Source organism: Aureibaculum marinum (genome assembly GCF_003813905.1).
GTDB classification, from domain to species: Bacteria; Bacteroidota; Bacteroidia; order Flavobacteriales; family Flavobacteriaceae; genus Aureibaculum; species Aureibaculum marinum.
The window spans coordinates 28,919-50,019 of sequence record NZ_RPFJ01000013.1 but is presented as its reverse complement, the minus strand read 5'-3'; the positions used below and the strand labels follow the sequence as shown (position 1 = coordinate 50,019).

The 21,101-nt window shown below is 30.1% G+C and carries 18 protein-coding genes; 14 read left to right on the top strand and 4 right to left on the bottom strand.

The annotated features are described in order from the left end of the window. Positions 1-158 precede the first annotated feature (158 nt). A complete protein-coding gene (locus EGM88_RS10740; RefSeq protein ID WP_123898294.1) occupies positions 159-2,240 on the top strand; it encodes a toxin-antitoxin system YwqK family antitoxin in 2,082 nt (693 codons plus the stop codon). 107 nt (positions 2,241-2,347) lie between these two features. After that, the gene (locus EGM88_RS10735) at positions 2,348-3,037 is read left to right on the top strand and encodes a DsbA family oxidoreductase (protein ID WP_123898293.1); all 690 of its coding nucleotides are present in this window, start codon (positions 2,348-2,350) and stop codon (positions 3,035-3,037) included. Between the two features lie 89 nt (positions 3,038-3,126). Here the strand turns inward: EGM88_RS10735 and EGM88_RS10730 are convergent, their stop codons facing one another. After that, the gene (locus EGM88_RS10730; RefSeq protein WP_123898292.1) at positions 3,127-4,125 is read right to left on the bottom strand and encodes a metal-dependent hydrolase; all 999 of its coding nucleotides are present in this window, start codon (positions 4,123-4,125) and stop codon (positions 3,127-3,129) included. A 185-nt stretch (positions 4,126-4,310) separates the two neighbouring features. On the opposite strand from EGM88_RS10730, the gene EGM88_RS10725 reads away from it, so the two are divergent. Genes EGM88_RS10725 through EGM88_RS10715 form a run of 3 tightly spaced genes read left to right on the top strand, consistent with a single transcriptional unit; the run spans position 4,311 to position 8,104 of the window. Beyond that, a complete protein-coding gene (locus tag EGM88_RS10725; RefSeq protein ID WP_123898291.1) occupies positions 4,311-4,973 on the top strand; it encodes a porin family protein in 663 nt (220 codons plus the stop codon). A gap of 24 nt (positions 4,974-4,997) precedes the next feature. Then, a complete protein-coding gene (locus EGM88_RS10720) occupies positions 4,998-6,491 on the top strand; it encodes a DUF1800 domain-containing protein (RefSeq protein ID WP_123898290.1) in 1,494 nt (497 codons plus the stop codon). 5 nt (positions 6,492-6,496) lie between these two features. Then, the gene (locus tag EGM88_RS10715) at positions 6,497-8,104 is read left to right on the top strand and encodes a DUF1501 domain-containing protein (RefSeq protein ID WP_123898289.1); all 1,608 of its coding nucleotides are present in this window, start codon (positions 6,497-6,499) and stop codon (positions 8,102-8,104) included. 4 nt (positions 8,105-8,108) lie between these two features. Here EGM88_RS10715 and EGM88_RS10710 read toward each other — a convergent pair whose 3' ends face one another. The 3 genes from EGM88_RS10710 to EGM88_RS10700 all read right to left on the bottom strand — a co-directional run bounded on the left by EGM88_RS10710 (position 8,109) and on the right by EGM88_RS10700 (position 11,694). Continuing rightward, positions 8,109-9,092, bottom strand: coding sequence for a Gfo/Idh/MocA family protein (locus EGM88_RS10710; RefSeq protein WP_123898288.1), 984 nt, complete (start codon positions 9,090-9,092; stop codon positions 8,109-8,111). A gap of 42 nt (positions 9,093-9,134) precedes the next feature. Continuing rightward, a complete protein-coding gene (locus tag EGM88_RS10705) occupies positions 9,135-9,371 on the bottom strand; it encodes a Smr/MutS family protein (protein ID WP_123898287.1) in 237 nt (78 codons plus the stop codon). 61 nt (positions 9,372-9,432) lie between these two features. Next, positions 9,433-11,694 (bottom strand): tetratricopeptide repeat protein, encoded by a 2,262-nt coding sequence (locus tag EGM88_RS10700; protein ID WP_123898286.1) that lies wholly within the window; start codon positions 11,692-11,694, stop codon positions 9,433-9,435. 279 nt (positions 11,695-11,973) lie between these two features. On the opposite strand from EGM88_RS10700, the gene EGM88_RS10695 reads away from it, so the two are divergent. The 9 genes from EGM88_RS10695 to EGM88_RS10660 all read left to right on the top strand — a co-directional run bounded on the left by EGM88_RS10695 (position 11,974) and on the right by EGM88_RS10660 (position 21,065). Further along, positions 11,974-12,957, top strand: a complete 984-nt coding sequence (locus EGM88_RS10695; protein ID WP_123898285.1) for an aldose epimerase family protein — start codon at positions 11,974-11,976, stop codon at positions 12,955-12,957. Positions 12,958-13,057: 100 nt separating this feature from the next. After that, positions 13,058-14,389 carry a cytochrome ubiquinol oxidase subunit I gene (locus tag EGM88_RS10690; RefSeq protein WP_123898284.1) on the top strand — a complete coding sequence of 444 codons (1,332 nt, stop codon included), beginning with the start codon at positions 13,058-13,060 and terminating at the stop codon, positions 14,387-14,389. Positions 14,390-14,391: 2 nt separating this feature from the next. Beyond that, positions 14,392-15,468: a cytochrome d ubiquinol oxidase subunit II gene (cydB, locus tag EGM88_RS10685; RefSeq protein ID WP_123898283.1), complete on the top strand. Its 1,077-nt coding sequence runs from the start codon at positions 14,392-14,394 to the stop codon at positions 15,466-15,468. 32 nt (positions 15,469-15,500) lie between these two features. Then, positions 15,501-15,797, top strand: a complete 297-nt coding sequence (locus tag EGM88_RS10680; protein ID WP_123898282.1) for a hypothetical protein — start codon at positions 15,501-15,503, stop codon at positions 15,795-15,797. Positions 15,798-15,871: 74 nt separating this feature from the next. Then, positions 15,872-16,483 carry a Tll0287-like domain-containing protein gene (locus EGM88_RS10675; protein ID WP_123898281.1) on the top strand — a complete coding sequence of 204 codons (612 nt, stop codon included), beginning with the start codon at positions 15,872-15,874 and terminating at the stop codon, positions 16,481-16,483. 224 nt (positions 16,484-16,707) lie between these two features. Further along, a complete protein-coding gene (locus EGM88_RS10670) occupies positions 16,708-18,162 on the top strand; it encodes an NAD(P)/FAD-dependent oxidoreductase (protein ID WP_123898280.1) in 1,455 nt (484 codons plus the stop codon). A gap of 95 nt (positions 18,163-18,257) precedes the next feature. Further along, positions 18,258-18,395 carry a hypothetical protein gene (locus EGM88_RS15935; RefSeq protein WP_203229453.1) on the top strand — a complete coding sequence of 46 codons (138 nt, stop codon included), beginning with the start codon at positions 18,258-18,260 and terminating at the stop codon, positions 18,393-18,395. Positions 18,396-18,630: 235 nt separating this feature from the next. Continuing rightward, on the top strand, positions 18,631-19,932 hold the full coding sequence (locus EGM88_RS10665; protein ID WP_123898279.1) for a TolC family protein: 1,302 nt from the start codon (positions 18,631-18,633) through the stop codon (positions 19,930-19,932). 56 nt (positions 19,933-19,988) lie between these two features. Next, positions 19,989-21,065, top strand: coding sequence for an efflux RND transporter periplasmic adaptor subunit (locus EGM88_RS10660; RefSeq protein ID WP_123898278.1), 1,077 nt, complete (start codon positions 19,989-19,991; stop codon positions 21,063-21,065). Positions 21,066-21,101 lie beyond the last annotated feature (36 nt).

The window sequence follows — 21,101 nt, the reverse complement described above, 5'->3', positions numbered from 1 at the left end:
CTCAGTTTTAATTACAGGTATATTTTTGTTTTAAATAAAAATTTAATAGTCCATAATTAATCCCCCTTTTTCCAGTGTTTTTTCAAGCAATCAAAACACTAGCTTTGTATCATTCTATCAAATTGTTAAATCGAGGTAGAAAATCTTAAAATAAAATTATGCAACAAAAACAATTTACCATAGGTATTTTTTTAACACTAACGCTGTATTTTAGTGTATTAAATGCCCAAAATGATACAATTTATTATGATGATCAATGGAATGAAACCACAAAATCAAATGCTAGTTTTTACAGGCCAATGCCATTAGAACAAGAGGGTAATAAAGTATTAATTAAAGACTATTATAGTGATGGAACTTTACAATTTAAAGCATGGCAAATACTAAATGATACTACAGAAGTAACCTCCTTGGGTTCAGGTACTTATTATGATGGAAAAGTAGTTTGGTATTATGCAAATGGTAATAAAAAAACGGAAATGCATTATAAAAATAAGAAACAAAATGGAGCAGAAATTACCTATTATAAAAATGGAGCTGTAAAAAGTGAATATCAATATATTGATGGGCAACTACAATTGTCTAAATTTTATAGCCCAGAAGGAAAATTAGTAAGCTCATTAAAATATAAAAATGGTTATCCAGAAGAAGGTATAAGTAATTGTTTTGTCGAATATAAAAACGGAAAAAAAGTAGGTGAGAAGCTATATTACCAAGACACCAACATACTGGCATATGAACGTGTTTGTTCTGATAAAGGATGTTACAACTTGTCTACTGAAACCTATTACAATTTAAAGGGGCAAATATTACAAATTAATAAAGTAGTAGAAGAAAGGATTGTTGAAGGTAAAGCTATTGATTTTTTTAAAGGAAATAGTTGTGGTTATGTAAAAGGAATAAAATCAATTACTGAAATTGAACACGGAAATTTTAATGGTTCTTATACTAAATATGATGTAAACGGAAAAGTGATGTATACAGGTATTTATAAAGACAATTTATCATATGAAGGTACTTTTGAGACCACAAAAAATTATCTTACTTATATTACTAACTATGAAAATGGCCTTAAAATAGGAAAAGAAATTGTATATAATAAAGAAAAAAAAATAGCAGAAGGTTTTTATAGCAATGGCAATAAGCAAAATGGAACTTTTGTTGAAGCTAGGCCATTTACTGATTGGTCTAAAACACCAATTATTATAAATTTAAAAGATGGAAAAGAAGAAGGCAAGCAAAAATTTTATAATGTAGCTAGAGATTTAACAATTGGGTATTACCACGCCAAGCAAGGAATAAAAGAAGGAGAATATAAGGTTTTTGATTATGATGGTGAAGTACTTGCAGAAGCTATTTATAAAGACGACAAACCTTTTGATGGTGAAATTTTATTTAATGATGAATATAAATTGTATAAAAATGGAGAGCGAGTAAGAGAAAATGTAGTAATAGATAGTATAGAACAACAGCGTATGGAAGCTTTTTCTAAAGGTTCTGATACGGTAGAAGGTATTTATAATATGGGAGGTTTTGAAATGGCAAGTTCTATTGTGTTTTTAGACACTCATCAATTTTTTTTCTCACTTAGTGTGGGGAGTTTAGATTTAGTTACTTACGGAGCGTATCATTTAAAAAACGGTATTTTAAAACTTCAAGTCCCTTTAGAACATAAACAAGATTTTGTAATATATGGCAAAAACGATAAGAGCCTAAAAGATACTATTCAAATAACATATTATAATTATAATGCACATCAAAAACCATTAGTTCAGTTGAATAAACAGTGGTATACTCTAGAAGATATTACGCAACAAGTACAAGAAAACTCAAGTAGAAGTAAAGAAACGTTTAAAATACATGTTAACAAATTGTCTAATCTAAACATTGGTATTAAAAATGCAACCGATAGTAAATTGGTATTAAATGAACTGTTAGAAGCAGAAACATTAAACAACTTTAATAGTTTTATTATCGCCTATAATGTTTCTAGTAAAGAGATAAAACAATTTGAAAAAGCTACATTTACTTTTAACGGAGAAAACTTAGTGAGTGATGGTAAAGAAAAAAAGAAAAGGTCACTTAGTGCAACAGATAAAGAAAATGTGTTAGATTATATTATAGAAAATAGGGCATTTCCTTACACCATACAACATGGGAGCTATCAAAAAATAAAGCTGAATGCTAAAGTGAGTAAACAAAAAATTAAAAAATATATTCAACTTAAAAATGTAGACTAATTCTTTTTAAGAATAACAAAACCAATTTATTAACTATTTAGCCTGATATATTGTAAGTTTTTGGTAGCATTGTCGACTAAAATTGGCTCATAAAACAAATAAAATAAATGCAAAAAGAAACTATAAAAGTAGCTATTGTATCTGATGTGGCATGCCCTTGGTGTTATATTGGTAAACATAGAATAGAAAAAGCTATTAAACAATGGAAAGGAGCTCCAATAGAAATTACTTGGCATCCTTTTCAATTAGATCCAACTACGCCAGCAGAGGGTTTAGATCGTAAAACGTATTTAACAAATAAATTTGGCAATGTAGATTTAACAGAATCTTTAAGTCGCATAACTGAAGCTGGTAAGGCAGAAGGTATTAACTTTAATTTTGGCGACCAATGGTTGGCAGTAAATACCTTACCATTACATCAACTATTACACGTAGCAGGTGAAGAAGGATTTAAAGATAGTTTAAAGGAACGCTTTTTTAAAGCATATTTTGATGAGAATTTACATTTAAATGATGTAAATGTACTTACTAAAATAATGGCAGAATACAATTGGGATGCTGAAAAAACTAAACGAATACTTGAAGATGATACTATTGCTTATGCTGTAAAACAAGAAATTGGTCATTACCAACAGCGTGGTGTTTCTGGTGTTCCATTTTTTATTATAAATGATAAATATGGAATTAGTGGAGCTCAACCTCCAGAAGTATTTTTAGAAGCATTTGCCCAAGTAGCACCTATTGAAGTAATTAACAATGGAGACACCTGTAACCCTGTAACGGGTACATGTAGTTAAAATTAAGCCACTTGTTTTAAGTCTTATCTTTAATTATTGTTTCTGATACATTTAATTAAAGATAAGACTATTATTTTAGGTTGTAAATTTTAATTTCCTTTTATCCGTTGCCATAATTCTGAAATTAATTTTTTTCCATCCAGTGCATCTTTAGCAACTTCTTCAAAGGTAATAGAACCAGTAGCATTGGTATTGATTTTATATTGAAAAACAAAATTTTGAGCTTCAGGTGTTAAACTCAGTAATCCAAAACGTAAATCGTTATAATAAAGTTGGTTATCTATTTTTGTAATTGTGTACCAACCTTTAGAAATACCAATCATTTTTTTAATTTTTTTATTGTTAATTAAGTCCCCAAGCAAGTGGTGATTTTTAGGATAAGGTTGAAACGATATTGGTTTGCTGTCAAAAAAAGAATAATGAGCAATTAAAAAACTATCTTTTGTTTCTATGTTGGCACTCCACAAAATGGTATTAAAAGGACTGGGTCTTGTTTGTATTTTGGTATATTCAATCTTTTGATTTTCAAGTGCATTCTCAAATTGCTTATAGGCAATAAATTTAAAAACAAAAGTTAGTAGGAGGTAACAAGAGCTAATTATTAATCCAATTCTATTATATAATTGTCTTTTATTTGAGCTACGATGTTGTAGCATAGCCATAATTACAAAAACAAGAAAGGGTAGGGTATATAATGGGTCAATAACAAATATAGTTTTAAAAGCCAATCGGATATCTAAAGGCCAGAATAATTGAGTGCCCCAAGTGGTATGTGCATCTAAAATAGGATGTGTTATAAATACCCAGAAAAAAAACCAAGACCATTGTTTTATATTCTTATATTTTTCATAGCGAGTAACTATCCATGCCAAAATAGGCGAAAAAATTATAGAAAACACTAAAGAATGTGTAAAACCTCTATGAAATTTTAAAGCAGAAACGGTATCAACAAAATAATTAGAAATAATATCTAAATCAGGTATGGTACCCGCTATAGCTCCATAGAGCATTGCTTTATTACCAATTTTTTTACCTAATACAGCTTCGCCTACAGCGGCCCCTAGTACAATTTGTGTTAAAGAATCCATAAGGTTTACTTGTTTTTAATAATTAAGAAGATATAACGGGTTTGTTATTTGGCAAAAGTCTAAAAATATATTCATTATTTAATAAAATATACAATCAACTTATTAATTATTGTAAATTATACTAAATTAATATCTTAAACGTTGTTAACTAAATAATCTCCCCAAAGAATTATAAAACGTACTATATGAAACTAATAATTAGGGGAGTTATAAATATTCAATTACTTTTTAGAAGAAGTTTTCTACTCTTATTTTTTGTTTCTTTTTATTCGTACAGTCAGTTTTATCACGGTTTAGATGTAGGTATTACTATGACTAATGCAACTTTTGCTGTTGATAGATCTAATGAACCAAGTAGTGCAATAGGATTCTCTGTTGGTTATATGGCTGAGCGAGAATTAAATGATAGAATTTTTGTTCGTGTAGGAGTTAATTTTAATAGAAGATCATTTAAAGCTGTTAGTAGAAGAGGAGTTTATAAAACTAATGAAAATTGGGGTACTGATGTTGTTGAAGTTCCTTTGAATTTAGGATACTACTTAAATTATAATCGAAGAAATTTTCAATTTTTTGTAGATGCAGGACTCAATATTGGCTATCATAATAGAGCCATTACAAAAAATGATACTGAAACTATTTATTTAGATATAGGTAAAGATGCTGATGTAAAGCGTTTGAGTTTTGGAAGCAATATAGGTGCAGGATTATTAGTAAAAAAGCGAGTAAAACTAAGATTGAATTATTATCATGGACTTACTAATATAATGAATACACCTAATGATACTTGGAAAAATAGCACATTTAGTGTTTCTATAAATTATTTTCTAAGAGAAAAAGAAGTGTATTAAAAATTGAAATGTAAAAGTGTATAAATGAAAACTAATTACTTACTATCTTGTAATATTTCTCCTTTAGTAACTTATGTACCTAATGCAGAGAATCCTTGGAATGCTGCAAATGTTAGACATTTACATAATCGCTTGGGGTTTGGTATTGCACCATCTCAAATAGAAAATGCTTTAAGTAAAAGTCCTTCCGCTTATGTTGATGAAATTATAGATGCGGCTATAAGTTTACCTCCAACAACCCCACCAGATTGGGCACTTTTAGATCCAGCTGATTATGCTGCAAATGGATATACATATGGCGAAGATGAAAATGATGAGTTTGTAAATGAAACGCAATATGTTTTTATAAAAGAATTAATGGATAATGGAATACGAGGTAGATTAACTCTTTTCTGGCATAATATTTTAGTAACAAGAGTAAGTGAATATAGATTTGCAGGGTATGCATTTAGATATTTTTTAGCATTGCAACGTCATAGCTTTGGAAATTTTAAAACTTTTATTAGAGAAATAGGTTTAGATGAAGCTATGTTAAAATTTTTAAATGGATTTGATAATGTAGTAGGGCATCCTAATGAAAATTATGCGAGAGAATTATACGAACTTTTTACTTTAGGAGAAGGAAATGGATATACAGAAGATGATATTGTAGAAACCTCTAGAGCTTTAACTGGTTATAATGAGTTAACAAATGGTGAAAATTCTAGAATTGAATTTTTAGAAGAAAATTTTGATGCAGAACCCAAAACTATTTTTGGTCAAACTGGCAATTGGGGATATGATGATGTGATAAATATTTTATTTGAACAAAAGTCAGATTTAATTGCAAAATATATTTGTGAAAGACTTTATATAGATTTTGTAAGTCCAGAAGTGGATGAAAGTATAAGAGCTTTAATTATTAATCCGTTAGCATCACAATTTATAGCTAGTAATTTTGAGATAGCACCAATTTTAAAAACACTATTTAAAAGTGCCCATTTTTTTGATAAAAATGCAAAAAATGTAATTATAAAAAGTCCACTAGATTTTATCATTCAATTTATGACCTCTACAGGTTTTAATTTTGGTTCGTATGATTTGAATAAACAATCTATAAAAAATATGTCAAGAATATTTGATCAAGACATTTTAAATCCACCCACAGTGGCTGGTTGGGAGGGTGATAGAGATTGGTTAAATTCAGGAACTATTATGTTTAGGCCAGCTTATTTATCAGAAGATGTAATGCAATGGGCTTGGGATCAAGATGAAGAACAATTTAGACAATTTGCCATTACTATTTCAGGAAATAGTAATAATCCAGAAGTTATTTCAACAGCTATTTTTGAGGCTCTGATGAATGAAATACCGTATACTCAAGATGATTTTGATATTGGGGTTGATGTATTTAAAAGTAGAGTGCCTTCCAATTATTTTGAACAAAATATATGGACATTAGATTTTGAAACAGCCGCATTGCAAGTCCGCGATTTAATGGCTTATATAGTATCCTTACCAGATTATCAAATTAAATAATAACTATGTGTACAGATAAAAATCATCCATCGTGTAATAAAGAAGATCATAAAAAATGGGACAGACGGTCTTTTCTTCAAACCTTAGGGTTGGGAGGAGCAGCGGCAACTTTGATGATGAATGGAATACCCATGGCGTACGGCCAACCTACTGCTTTAACTAGAGCTTTATCTAAAGCAGAATCAGGAAGAGTCTTACTTATTATTAGATTACAAGGTGGTAATGATGGACTAAATACTATTGTCCCAATTTACGATTATGATAGTTATGCAAAAGCAAGACCAACATTAAAACATGAGCTTACAGATTTGTATCGCTTATCTAATGATTTTGCCATGCCAAATTATTTACAAGATTCTTTAGAAGCCATGTGGGAATGTGGTTCTATGAAAGTGGTTCATGGTACAGGATATGAAAATATGAATTTATCACATTTTACAGGTACAGATAATTTTTCTAGAGGTACAGATGACGAATTGGTAGAAACTGGAGTTTATGGCAATTATTTTGAAAATATTTATCCAGATTTTCTATTGAATTTACCTGAAGCACCACCTGCGGTACAAATTGGAGGTGTAGGAGATATAATTTTTAAAGGAAATGAAAGCAATTTTGCTTTTACTATTGCAAATACAAATCAATTAGAAAGAATTGTATCAGAAGGGAGTTTATATAATATAGCTGATGTGCCTGATTGTACTAGAGGAGATCAATTAAAATTTGTAAGGGGCTTAGTAAATACTACTTTAAAATATTCTGGTGTTATAAAAGCAGCAGCAGAAACACAAACTAATAGTGTTGAGTTTCCTGATACTAGTTTAGGGCGTTCTTTGGCTATAATTTCAAAAACGATACAAGCAGGAATGAATACTTCGGTATATATGGTTAATCTTAATGGTTTTGATACACATGCAAATCAACCTGATAAGCACCAAGAATTATTAACTAACATATCAGAATCTATTCAGGCATTGTATGAAGATTTGGTTCCTAGTGGAAGAAATAAGGATGTTTTAACTATGACGATGTCGGAATTTGGACGTCGTGTAAAACAAAATGGTTCAAATGGTACCGATCACGGAACGGCTGCTCCAATGTTACTTTTTGGTCCTGCTTTAAATGGAAGTGGTTTTGTTGGTGAACATCCAAGTTTAACAAATTTAACAAGAGGAGGGAACCTTAATTATACCCAAGATTTTATTAATGTATATGGTACCGTTATGCAAGATTGGCTTTGTATAGATCAAGGTATAATTAACAAATCTTTGCCAAGACCTTTTGAGCCATTAGACTTGGGCTTTGATTGTGATAGAAAAGTGGTGTATTACGATTGTACTACTAGTGAAAAATTTGAACATACCGCAGTATATGATCAAAATCAAGTTTTTGTTAGAATTAATAATAATGAAGAAAGCTCATATAAAATTTCATTATATAATATTATTGGACAACAAACAGGTATTTTATTTGATGGAAATTTAGAAGCCGGACAACATGATATAAACATCACAGAAAGATGGCCATCTTTAGCTCCAGGGATATATATTTATAGTATAAATAAAAATAATAAGAATTACAGTAGTAAAATTATTGTTGGTCAGCTCAATAAATAAAATATTATTTTTTTGAAAATGAATCCATTAATGTAGCTACTTTTAATCCTTCTTCTGCTGAACAAGGGTTTGAGGTATTGTTTAAAAAATAGTTAACCGTACTTGTAATCATGGGTAGTTGTATGTGTTTAGGATGTTTAAAAGTAAAGGTCTTTGTTTTTCCATTTTTAGTAAGTTTAATGGTATTTCCAAATGTTGAAAATTTAATTTCTCCTAGGCTTCCATAAATTATACATTCATCTTTAGTAGAAAATTTATCAACATTAAAAGCCCATAGACCTCTAAATTGAATACCATTTTTAAATTGAATAATACCGTTTACAATAGTATCTTGTGTGTTGGTAAATCCTTCTGATTTTTGATAGTCACCGAAAAAATAGTACATTAAATCTAGTTGATGTGGTGCAAGGTCATAAAAATATCCACCTCCAGAGATAGATTTATTAAGTCGCCAATTATCTTCTGATTTGGTTATAATTTCACTATTTCGTGATTGAAACAACTTCAAATCAACAAATAAAACTTCTCCAATTTCTTTATGTTGAAGCCATTCTTTTATTTTTATAAACATTGGTAAACGTCTTCTATAATGAGCCACAGTAAGTTTTCCTTGACTTGTTTTTAAAGCTGAACAAATTTTATCTACCTCAGTAGCATTTAGTGCCATGGGTTTTTCTAAATATACATTTTTATTAGCTTTTAAAGCTTTTAATGTGTATTGAAGGTGACTAGATGGAGGTGTAGCTATATATATAGAATTGATATCATTATGGTTTAGTAAATCATCAGCATTACTGTACCAACAGGGGACTTGATGTCGTAAAGCATAATCTTTTGCTTTATTACCGTCTCTCCTCATTACGGCAGTTAATTTTGAGTTTTTAATTAAATTAAATGCCGGACCACTTTTAACTTCAGTGACATTGCCACAACCAATTATACCCCAATTAATAGGTGTATTTATTTGTAGTTTATGGTTATTGTCCATTTATTAGTCAGTTGTTTAAGTGGATAGTTTTGAGAAAACGAATTATTTTAAAACTGCGATATAGCCTTTATTATACTTATCACCAATTTGATAACTAAATCCATGTTCTTTTAAACATTTTGTAACTCTATTTTTCATACCAGGTGAATTTCCTGTAATAATTTGAAGAGGTAAATATGCTTGATTTTCTAATACATAATCTTCTACTAATTGTTGTACTTCTGCATAGGTTATGCCATGTAGGTCTAGCGGAGGTAGTCTAAAAAATAATTTTTTCATTACTATTTTTTACTGTTTAAATTTGTAAACAAATTATTAAATAATCATAACTGAAACAAAACTAAATACCTTGTAAACTATTTAAAAGGGTTTTATAAGTTGAATTATTTGGTGCAAGCATAATTAATTTATTTACAATAGCTATGGCTTTATCTTTTTTATTTAAATCTTTATAATGAAAAGCTAAGGCATATAATAATTCTTCATTTTCAGGATAGCGACTTAGCCCTTTAATTAAAATGTTTTCAGCAGCTTTATAGTTCTTATTTTTTTTATGTAGGAGGCTTAAATTATAAATAACTCTTAAGTTATCTGGCATTAATTTATGTGCTTTTTCCATTTCAGAAATGGCATCTTCTGTTCTATTTAATTCTGCCAACAATAAGCCTAAAGAGTAATAGGTTAAACCAAAATCAGGTTCTTGTTTAATTACTTCTCTAAAAGCCTGCTCTGCTTTATCGGTTTCTCCTAAATTATAATATACATTAGCCAAGTTACTACGTACAATGTTATTGTTGTAGTCTATATTTAAAGCATTTTCATAAGCTGATTTTACTTTTTGTAAATCTCCCTTTTTCTGATAATATGCTGCTTTTTTTGCTTGTCCGCCACTAAAGTCTGCATTAATTTTCAAATAACTTTCAAACTCTTTTTTTGCATTATTATAAGCTATTAAATAATTTTCTGGAATATTAGCTTCAGGTACATCACCTAAGGCAAAAAATGCTTTTACTCTTACTGTTCTTTTATCGTCTTTTAATAGAGGTAGTAGATAAGACATAAAATCTGTTGAATTTGATTGACTTAATACATCAACAGTAGCTCCTCTAACCAATGGTGATTTATCATTTAAAAAGGCCATAAATTCGTTAATATGGTCTTGTATATTGTAATTTTGCATGGCTGAAATTGCCGAAGCTCTAGCAATATCTGGGAATTTTTCATCTTGAGCTAACTTAAATAGACCTAAATGAGCATTTGGTTCTCCAGCTATCGCTGGTGCTAAATAGTCAGAAAAGTGAATACTGTCTGGTTCACCATATAATTCTTTATAATTTTGCCATGCCCATTCATTAGTTTTATCGGTATGGCATTGAATACATGCATTGGGAGTACCGTATTTTATACTTTGGTCTGGTCTTGGAATTCTAAAACTATGATCGCGTCTGTAATCGTTACCCATATATATTCTTCCTACCATATGGCAATTGATACATTGGGTAGCTTCTCCAATCTCTTTATGTTTATGATGTGCTTCAACGTTATATTTTTGAGGCACATGACATTGCATACAAAGTTTATTGCCTTCAAATTTTAATTCTAATGAATGAGAATTGTGGCAATCTTTACATGAAATACCATTATGGTACATTTTACTTTGTACAAAAGAACCATAGACATAATCTTCATCTAAAATTTGACCATCAGCATAATAGATCGGAGATTCTAATAATTGAGGAAAGTAATGGTCAAGCATTGTTCCTTCATAATTAAAGTTTTCAGAGAATTGCTCTCTACGCATATGACATCTAGCACATTGGTCTACTAATAATTGAGAATCTGTTGATGAGGTCATTTGTAAATTACCATCATTAGAAGTATAAGCATCACCTAAATCTTTTACTTTAGCAACATGCTCCTTTCCAGGGCCATGACAAGCCTCACAACTTACATTTATAATAGAGTACTCAGTACTATAACTTTTTGTTTTTTCATCATAATTTTCTCTTACGTTGGTAGAATGACAATCAGCACACATGTTGTTCCAGTTTAATCCACCTCTAGACCAATGAAGCCATTCTGAATGCACCACTTTAAAATCAGGATATAAATCAAACCACTTGTTCTTTTCACTATCCCAAGCAGTTCTTAATGCTTGATATCTTCCATCAGGAAATTTAACCAAGTATTGTTGTAAAGGATTTATTCCAAAAGTATAAATAATCTTATAATCATAATAATTACCGTCAGGTCCTTCTGTATTTACAAAAAAGTCATTGTTTTTAGTAAAAAATTTTGATGTAACGCCTTGGCTTTTAAGTGTTTCACCTTTAAATGGAGCCAGTATAGTTTCTCTTGTTGCAAGTTCCATGGCTTTGTCATGATGTGAACCTTTCCAATCATCAAATTGATTTTTATGGCATTCAGCACATGATTCACTACCTAAAAAATGATTATCAGGAATTTGCTTGGTAGATAACACAAATTCCTGTTTTTCTTTGTCAGTTACATCACGGTATTCTTCCTTTTTATTTCCACAAGCATTTATAAGAAGTACTAGTAATGGGAATAAAACATATGGAAATTTGGGTATGGAATTCATGAATAATAAAGAGGTTAAAGCTATTCACAAAGATAGTGAAATAAATAGAGAAGCTGTTTTATAAGAACCTACTTTTTATAATATTTTGGTCTTCATTTATTTACTAATCACGTTAGTAAGTGTAAAGTTGCTAGGGCATGTGGCTTTGTTTTTGAATTATATTTTAATGCTACTAATGAAGTAATTATTTTAATTATTTAGGAGTTTATTTAATGCTTTTATTCGGTAATCCATATTTTTATTTTTACCTTTACATGTCAAAATTTTAAGTCGAAATAAATGTCAGTATCACCTCAAGTAGTTACTTTAAAAAATTCAAACGGACTGCAAACACAAATTTCAAATTTAGGAGCCACAATTTTAAATTTAATGGTACCAGATAAAAATCAAAACCTTGTAAATGTGGTGGTTGGACTTAAAGACGAGCAAGAGTATGTCTCAGATAATTATATTGAAAAAGGCTTGTATTTAGGTACTACTGTAGGAAGATGGGCTGGTAGAATAACTAATGGAAAATTTAAAATTGGAGAAGAACAATTTAACCTTTATAGTGAAAACGGAGTGCATTTACATGGAGGTAAAGAAGGGTTTGATAAAAAGTATTGGAACATTGATAAGGTTAGTCAATCATTGGTAAAATTATCTTACTTGAGTAAAGATTTAGAGGAAGGGTTTCCTGGAAACTTAAAAGTTACGGTAACTTACGAGCTCACAGATAGTAATGAATTAAAAATTGATTATCGTGCTACTACAGATAAAATTACACCTGTTAATTTAACAAATCATGCTTATTTTAACTTAGATGGAGAAGGGTCTATTTTAAATCATCAATTGGAAATAAAGAGTGATAAATATGTTGAATTGGATGAAAAATTATTGGTTACTGGAAAGTTAATTGAGACAAAGAATACTAGCTATGATTTTAATATAAAATCAGAGATTGGTAAAAGAAATTTTAAAGGATTGGATGATATTTTTATTCTCAGTGCTAATAATAATACACATAGCGTTTCTTTATCATCACCTAACACAGGTATAGAGATGAGTGTAATAACAAATCAACCAACATTAGTAATTTATACACCAGTTCAATTGCCAGAATTGCCTTATAAAGATAATGTTAGTTTTACTAAATTTTCAGCTATTTGTTTTGAAGCAGAAGGATATCCAGATGCTGTAAATCAACCAGAGTTTCCGTCGGCTTTATTGAGCCCAAATGAAACTTACCACAATAAAATAGTTTTTAAGTTTTTGGTAAAGTAAATAATATCAATTAGATAGGTTGTTTTTTTAAGCAACCAATGTTACACATAAAATTAAAATAATAGGTAACTTTATACCTCTATTCTAAACTCCTTTCATTATGGAAGATATGATCTTTTATGATAGGATGCAATTTGCATTTACTATTACTTTCCATTATTTATTTCCACAATTAACTATGGGATTATCTTTAATGATAGTTTATTTTAAATGGAAATTTCTCAGGACTAAAATTGATAAATATAATGATGCTGCAAAATTTTGGATGAAAATTTTTGCTCTCAATTTTGCTATGGGTGTGGTAACGGGTATTCCAATGGAATTTCAATTTGGTACCAATTGGGCTAAATTCTCTGAATTAACAGGAGGTATTATAGGTCAAACACTTGCCATGGAAGGAATGTTCTCTTTCTTTTTAGAATCTTCTTTTTTAGGACTTTTTCTATTTGGTGAGAAACTATTAGGTCAAAAATTACATTTTTTGACTGGATTTTTGGTGTTTTTAGGATCTTGGGCTAGTGGATATTTAATTATAGCTACACACTCTTGGATGCAATTTCCAGTTGGATATGAAATTTTAGAAAACGGAAAATTTGTACTTACTAATTTTAGTGCTCTATTTTCTAATCCTTGGTTAATGCCTGCATATTTACATAATCAATTTGCTTCTATAATAACATCATCATTTGTGGTAGCTGCTATTGGTGCTTTTTATTTATTGAATAACAAACACAACGATTTTGGAAAACTATTTGTAAAAACAGGTGTTATTTTTGGTTTAATTTCAAGTGTATTGGTAGCATTTCCTACAGGAGATTGGACTGCAAAAAATGTTGCAAAGCACCAACCAGTAACTTTTGCAGCAATGGAGGGTATTTTTGAAACCGAAGAAGGTGGATCTGAAATTGTATTGATTGGTCAGCCTGATATGGAAAATAAAAAATTGGATAACAAAATAGCAGTGCCTAATGTGTTGAGTTTTTTAACCTACCAAAATTGGAATGCAGAAATTAAGGGGTTGAATGAATTTGATGAAAGTGTACACCCTACAAACGTTCCAGGCTTGTATTATTCGTATCATATTATGGTTGGTTTAGGTACAATATTTATTGGTCTGATGGGAATAGCAGCCTTGCAGTTATATAGAAAAAAACTATATAAAACCAAATGGGTATTATGGTCATTGTTATTTATGTTGCCATTTCCTTACATAGCAAATACAACAGGTTGGTACACAGCTGAATTAGGAAGACAACCTTGGTTGGTCTATAATTTATTAAAGACTTCAGAAGGTATTTCGCCAACAGTTTCGTCCGGAAATACCTTATTTACATTACTAGGTTTTATAGGGCTTTATTTGTTATTAGCACTTTTATTTTTAATGTTGGCAGGTAAAATTATAAATAAAGGTCCAGAAACCTCAAATCAATAATTATGGAATTATTTTGGTATATTGTTTTAATGATCATGCTTACTGTCTATATTATTTTAGATGGTTACGATTTTGGTGCAGGTATTATTCATCTATTTTTTGCTAAAAAAGAAAAAGATAAAAAAGCAATTACTAATGCTATTGGTCCCTTTTGGGATGCGAATGAAGTTTGGCTAATTGCTGCTGGAGGAGTCTTGTTTTTCGCTTTTCCAACGTTATATGCTTCCTCTTTTAGTGGATTTTATTTACCTTTAATAATGATTCTATGGTTGCTAATATTTAGAGCTGTAGGTTTGGAATTAAGAGGGCAAGTTCATAATAAATTATGGCAATTGGTTTGGGATAAGGCGTTTGGTATAGCTAGTTTATTATTAGCACTTTTTTTTGGTATCGCTTTAGGTAATGTTGTTAGAGGTGTTAATTTAGGAATGGTTACTGATGGCAGTTCAACACATGAGGCACATTATTTCTTTTTACCATTGTGGAACCCAACATTTAGTCCAACAACAGAACATTTAGGTATAATAGATTGGTTTACTATTTTACTAGGGTTAGTTGCGGTAGTAGCATTGACAATACATGGTGCAAACTGGATTATTTTTAAAACCAATTCAGATCTTAATCATAAGCTAAAAAAAACCATTTTTAAGCTAAATTTGTTGTTATTAGTTTTGGTTATTATTTCTTTGTCTATATGGCACATTATTGAACCTAATCCTTTTCATAATTTTATAGAATATCCATGGTTTTGGATATTTCCAATAATTACTTTTATTGGGCTGTTTGGGTTATTTAAAGTAAAATCCTTTAAAAGAGATGGCTTAGGATTTTTATTTTCGTCATTATTTCTATTTGGAGGCTTAACAACAACAGTTGCTTCTATATTTCCAAAATTATTACCCTCTACAAATACTGTAAATCCATCATTAACAGTATATAATGTTGCTGCTCATGAATATGGTTTGTCTGTTGGTGTATATTGGTTTGTAATTGCTACCATTTTAGTTGCTATATACATGTTTGTTCAATATCGTGTTTTTAAAGGCAAAATGGATGATGTAGGATATGGTGAACATTAAGGAGTTTTATTTGAAATAAATAAGGTTTAAAGATGACAGATACGTTAATTTCAATAATTAGTATCTTTATTGGTATTATAGGGGCTAACTTACTTAGTATTCTAAAGAAAAAATATAGCTTAGGATTTACAGGAAATGTTATTACTGGAATTTTTGGGAGTATATTTTTGGTGAAATTTTTTGGAAGGCTTGGTTTTGGTCCTCAATTTATCATGGAAACTGGAATGGTTAATATAAGTCTATTTACAATTAATATATTAGTTTCTTTAATTGGAGGAGCCATTGGGTTATTTCTAGCTTTTTTAGTAATTCATAAGTTAAATAAATAAAGGTTTAATGTTACTATTGTTACGTTAACCTAAAATTAAGAAGGTATTTTTGTTTCAAATAAAACGTAATAGTCATGAAAAAAACAAACCTATTTATTCTATTTTTTTTACTACTAGTAGTTTCTGCATGTAAAAGTGATGTAAAAAAAGAGAAGCAAAGTACTACTGTTATAGAACAAGATAATAACCAGGTGAGTGATTCTGTTTACGCTGCAACTGGCTTAAAATATGCTATGACTACGAAGGCAGAATTAGGTAAAAATTTAATGGGAGCCATTCAATCTAAAGGTACTGAGCATGCACTTGAATTTTGTAATGTAAAAGCAATTCCTTTAACTGATAGTATGGCGGTGGCTCAAAAAGCTAAAATTAGCAGAGTGTCAGATAAGCCTAGAAACCCTAACAATCAAGCCAATACAGAAGAATTAGAGTTTATAGAAACCTTTAAAAAGCAATTGGCTGCAGGAGAGCAACCACAAGGGATTGTAAAAAAGAAAGATGGAAAAATTCATTACTATTACCCAATTGCTACCAATCAAATGTGTTTACAATGTCACGGTAAGCCTAATGAACAAATAAAACCGGAAGTAATTACCATGATTGATAAATTATATCCAGAGGATAAAGCCAAAGGTTATGATGTAAATCAAGTTCGTGGAATTTGGAATGTTGTTTTTGAGGAATAAAATAGAGTTCACCTTCCTGTTTCTTCAACAAAAATTAAAAAATTAGTTTTATAATTTTTATAAATTAAGATAAGAAAGTCATAATCCTTAATCATTTCGATTGTATTTTTATTGAGTAACATTAGTTACATCCTACTTTAAATAAATGCCGCAACTTTACTGACCTATATCATTGTATCCCAATAGGTTTTGATATAGTTTTATAAGTATAAAATTTGACTAATATGGCAAAAATAGTAATATTAGGAGCTGGTATTTCTGGGCATGTTGCGGCAACCCATTTACGTAGAAAACTTTCTAAAAACCACGAAGTTCTGGTGGTTTCTCCTAACAGTAATTATCAATGGATCCCTTCAAATATTTGGGTTGGAATTGGTAGAATGAAATCAGAACAAATTTTATTTCCATTAGCACCACTGTATAAAAAGAAAAAAATTGGCTTTAAGCAAGCAAAGGCGGTTTCTTTTCATCCAGAAGGAGACAGTGAGGTTGATAAACCTTATGTGTTAATAGAATATGTAATAGGTGAGAACAAAGGAAATTTTGAAAAAGTCACTTACGATTATCTTATTAATGCTACAGGTCCAAAGTTAGCATTTGATATGACAGAAGGGTTAATACCTGGAAAAAATAAGGTCTATTCTGTTTGTACTTATGGGCATGCAGAACATGCTTGGCAAGGTTTAAATAAGGTAATTCAGCAAATGAAGCAAGGTAAAAAAGCCAAAATATTAATAGGCACAGGTCACGCAAAATCTACTTGTCAAGGGGCAGCTTTTGAATATATTTTAAATGTTGAAAAAGAGTTAAGAAGACATAAAGTAAGAGATAAAGCTGAAATAACTTGGATAGCTAATGAATATCAATTGGGTGATTTTGGTATGGATGGAATGTTACTAAGTTATGGTAATAACATTATGAAATCTAGTGAAATGATAGAAATGGTGTTTGAGGATAGAGGTATAAAATGGATTACTAGGGCAGGAGTTAATAAAATTGAAGACGGTGTTGCTCATTACGAAACTCTTGATGGCGAGTATAAATCAGAAAATTTTGATTTTGCAATGTTAATTCCTGCTTTTTCGGGTCATGGATTTAAGGCTTATGATAAATCGGATAATGATATTACAGAAAAACTATTTAAAGGGTTTATGCTTGTAGATGCGGATTATACACCTAAGCCTTATGAACAATGGACTGTACAGGATTGGCCTGAGACCTATCAAAACCCTTCATATAAAAATATATTTGCTCCAGGTATTGCTTTTGCACCTCCACATGCAATTTCTAAACCTCGAGTAAGTAAAAATGGAACATCAATATCGCCAGCACCTCCAAGAACAGGAATGCCTTCTGGTATTACAGCAAAATTAGTTGCAGAAAATATTATCGATATTATAAATGGTAAAAAAACATTGAATCATAGAGGTTCTTTAGGAAATATGGGAGCCGCTTGTATTGCATCTGCAGGGTATGGATTAATGAAAGGGAGTGGTGTTAGTATTACTACCTTTCCTATTGTGCCAGATTATGTGAAATATCCTGATACTCAAGGAAGAAAATTAGGTAAAACTTTTGGAGATATTGGATTGGCTGGACATTGGCTAAAATTAACATTACATTATGCATTTCTTTATAAGGCTAAAATGAAACCTTTTTGGTGGTTAATACCAGAATAAAATCCAGTTAATAATGTTTAGTTGGAATTTTTACAAAGATTCCTCAATCTTTTAGAGTATAAAACAATAAACATAACAAAATAAAACGCAATATCATGACACAAAGAATATCGAAAACAAAACGATTTATAATGACAAATCCCATTATTCAATTCTTTAAATACATTTATTTAAGTCTTAAAATATTAGTAATTGTTGCTGGTGGTCATGGAGGTACAAGAAAAAATATATAGAAATTTATTTTATAAAGAATTATGTGATTTTTTTCATAATAGTTTATTGATTTTAGAGAGCACCTAATATTTAATATAAGGTGCTTTTTTTAAGAATAAAAAGATGTTTAACTTTCAGAAATACAGTAAATAAACTGTGAATGTTCCCTTATAACACTCTATTTAATTGTTTGGTAACATAGGTTACGTTCACATCATGTATACCAACCTATTTTTGTGTTAAAATTAATTAGAAATGAAGCAATTATTATATACGGCAATCTTGATATTAATACCAATTATATCTACTGCCCAAAAAATAAAATTAATAACAAAACAAGAGGCTATAGCTAAAGCTAATGAGCAAAATAATAGTCTTAAAATGGCTGAGCAAGATGTGAAAGCGGCTCAAGGTGATTATAGACAAACCAATGCTATTTTGTTACCAACTATTGGTGTTTCTCATACAGCCATGAAAACCAATAATCCTTTAATGGCTTTTGGATTTAAATTAAATCAAGAAATTTTGACTCAAAATGATTTTAATCCTACATTATTAAATGATCCTGAAAGTGTTGAAAATTATGCGACTAAAATAGAGGTGCAACAACCACTATTAAATTTTGATGGTTTTTATCAACGAAGTGCAGCAAAAGCTAAATTAAATGCTGCAGAATTACAATCAGAGCGTACCAAAGAATATATGAGTCTTGAAGTTGAAAAAGCATACATGCAATTACAACTGGCATACAAAGCTGTTGATGTGTTGGAAAAAGCTCATGAAACTGCTTTAGAGCATAAACGTATTGCTGATAATAGTTATAAACAAGGTTATTTGCAAAAGTCTGATGTATTGGCAGTTGAAGTTCGTGTAACTGAAATTGAAAATCAATTGCAATATGCCAAAAGTAATATTATTAATGCCTCTAACTATTTGTCTGTTTTAATGAATGATGATTATGATAAAGTGCTAAAACCTATAGATTCATTAAGGGTTGTTGAAGAAAGTTTTTCAGAGAATAGTATTCTAGAAAATAGAAAGGATATTCAAGCATATGAAAAAGCTACATTGGCATATGAAAAGATGTATAAAGCTGATAAAATGAGTTTTATGCCTAGATTAAACCTATTTGGAAGTTATGAGTTGTATGACGACAATATCTTTCAAGGAGATGCGAACGGATACCTTGTTGGAGCTGCATTAAGCTGGACTATTTTTGAAGGTTCAAAACGATTTGGAAAAACACAAAAAAGTAAAGCAGCTTACGAAAAGTCTAAGTTTGAAATGGCTCAGTACAAAGCTACAAGTACTATGGAGCTTGATAAAGCTAAACGTGATTTACAAGATGCTAAAAATAATTTAAAGCTTTCAAAATTAAGTTTAGAACAATCTGAAGAAGCATTAAGAATAAGAACAAATCGATTTAAACAAGGGTTGGAAAAGACCACCGATTTATTAATGTCAGAAACGCAATTTGCTCAAAAACAATTAGAATATTACAGTACAGTTTTTAAACATAATTATATGTTAAAATATGTCGAATTTTTAACAAAATAAGAAGGTTTAGTACAAAAGGAAAATAGTCAATAGAACAAATAGAAAAACAATAAAAAATGAAAAAATATATTCAAATAACAACAGTATTTGCCCTTTCACTTCTTCTAATAAATTGTGGAAGTAAGGAAAATAAAGCTATTGTTGACAATTCTAGTCCTATTGTTGTAAAGGTGAGCGGTACTACTGCAGCCGATAATCAATTTATTACTGCAAGTGGAAAAATAGAAGCTTCGAATAGTGCTGATTTAAGTACAAGAATGATGGGATATGTAAATAAAGTATATGTCAATGTTGGTGATAAGGTTAGAAAAGGACAACTTTTAGTTTCAATTAATAATGCAGATTTACAAGCAAAAAGAGCACAAGTAAATGCAGGTATAACAGAAGCAACAGCAGCATATAATAATGCTAAAAAAGATTATGAACGTTTTCAAAGTTTAGTGGCAGAAAATAGTGCATCTCAAAAAGAAATGGATGACATAACTGCCAATTTTGAAATGGCAAAAGCACGTTTAGAATCAGCAAATGAAATGAAAAATGAAATTAGTGCTCAGTTTGCTTATAGCAATATTACAGCTCCCTTTAGTGGCATTATAACTAGTAAAAATATTGAGGCCGGAGATATGGCAAATCCAGGAGTGCCTCTAATAAGTATAGAAACACCAGGTAAGTTTGAAGTAAAGGCTATGGTTCCAGAAACGGAAATTTCAAGAATTATAAAAGGTTCAGAAGTTTCCGTTTTAGTAAAATCTATTGGTACAACCTTAAGAGGTAAGGTAACAGAAATTAGTACTTCTGCTAAAAATACAGGGGGACAATATTTAGTTAAAATAGTTTTAGATAAAACTAATGCCAATATTCTCTCTGGGATGTTTGTTACTGTTCAATTTCCAGTAGAAAAGCAAGCCAAAGATGAAGCTCTTTTAATACCTATAGCAGCTACAGTTACCCGTGGACAATTAACAGGCGTCTATACCGTAAGTCAGACTAATACAGCCGTATTACGTTGGTTACGTTTAGGTAGAACTTATGGAGATCAAGTAGAAGTTTTATCTGGGTTAAATTCAGATGAAACCTATATTATCTCTGCTGAAGGAAAGCTTTTTAATGGTGCTAAGGTGAGTATTCAGTAGGCAATAAAAATAGTTAGAAAGTCAAAAAAAGTAATC

Coding starts and splice junctions, on each gene's coding strand:
- EGM88_RS10690 (WP_123898284.1), top strand. CDS start 13,058: ATGGAAGATATGATCTTTTATGATAGGATGCAATTTGCATTTACTATT.
- cydB (WP_123898283.1), top strand. CDS start 14,392: ATGGAATTATTTTGGTATATTGTTTTAATGATCATGCTTACTGTCTAT.
- EGM88_RS10680 (WP_123898282.1), top strand. CDS start 15,501: ATGACAGATACGTTAATTTCAATAATTAGTATCTTTATTGGTATTATA.
- EGM88_RS10670 (WP_123898280.1), top strand. CDS start 16,708: ATGGCAAAAATAGTAATATTAGGAGCTGGTATTTCTGGGCATGTTGCG.
- EGM88_RS10730 (WP_123898292.1), bottom strand. CDS start 4,125: ATGGATTCTTTAACACAAATTGTACTAGGGGCCGCTGTAGGCGAAGCT.
- EGM88_RS15935 (WP_203229453.1), top strand. CDS start 18,258: ATGACACAAAGAATATCGAAAACAAAACGATTTATAATGACAAATCCC.
- EGM88_RS10740 (WP_123898294.1), top strand. CDS start 159: ATGCAACAAAAACAATTTACCATAGGTATTTTTTTAACACTAACGCTG.
- EGM88_RS10695 (WP_123898285.1), top strand. CDS start 11,974: ATGTCAGTATCACCTCAAGTAGTTACTTTAAAAAATTCAAACGGACTG.
- EGM88_RS10705 (WP_123898287.1), bottom strand. CDS start 9,371: ATGAAAAAATTATTTTTTAGACTACCTCCGCTAGACCTACATGGCATA.
- EGM88_RS10700 (WP_123898286.1), bottom strand. CDS start 11,694: ATGAATTCCATACCCAAATTTCCATATGTTTTATTCCCATTACTAGTA.
- EGM88_RS10710 (WP_123898288.1), bottom strand. CDS start 9,092: ATGGACAATAACCATAAACTACAAATAAATACACCTATTAATTGGGGT.
- EGM88_RS10720 (WP_123898290.1), top strand. CDS start 4,998: ATGAAAACTAATTACTTACTATCTTGTAATATTTCTCCTTTAGTAACT.
- EGM88_RS10675 (WP_123898281.1), top strand. CDS start 15,872: ATGAAAAAAACAAACCTATTTATTCTATTTTTTTTACTACTAGTAGTT.
- EGM88_RS10735 (WP_123898293.1), top strand. CDS start 2,348: ATGCAAAAAGAAACTATAAAAGTAGCTATTGTATCTGATGTGGCATGC.
- EGM88_RS10665 (WP_123898279.1), top strand. CDS start 18,631: ATGAAGCAATTATTATATACGGCAATCTTGATATTAATACCAATTATA.
- EGM88_RS10660 (WP_123898278.1), top strand. CDS start 19,989: ATGAAAAAATATATTCAAATAACAACAGTATTTGCCCTTTCACTTCTT.
- EGM88_RS10725 (WP_123898291.1), top strand. CDS start 4,311: ATGAAACTAATAATTAGGGGAGTTATAAATATTCAATTACTTTTTAGA.
- EGM88_RS10715 (WP_123898289.1), top strand. CDS start 6,497: ATGTGTACAGATAAAAATCATCCATCGTGTAATAAAGAAGATCATAAA.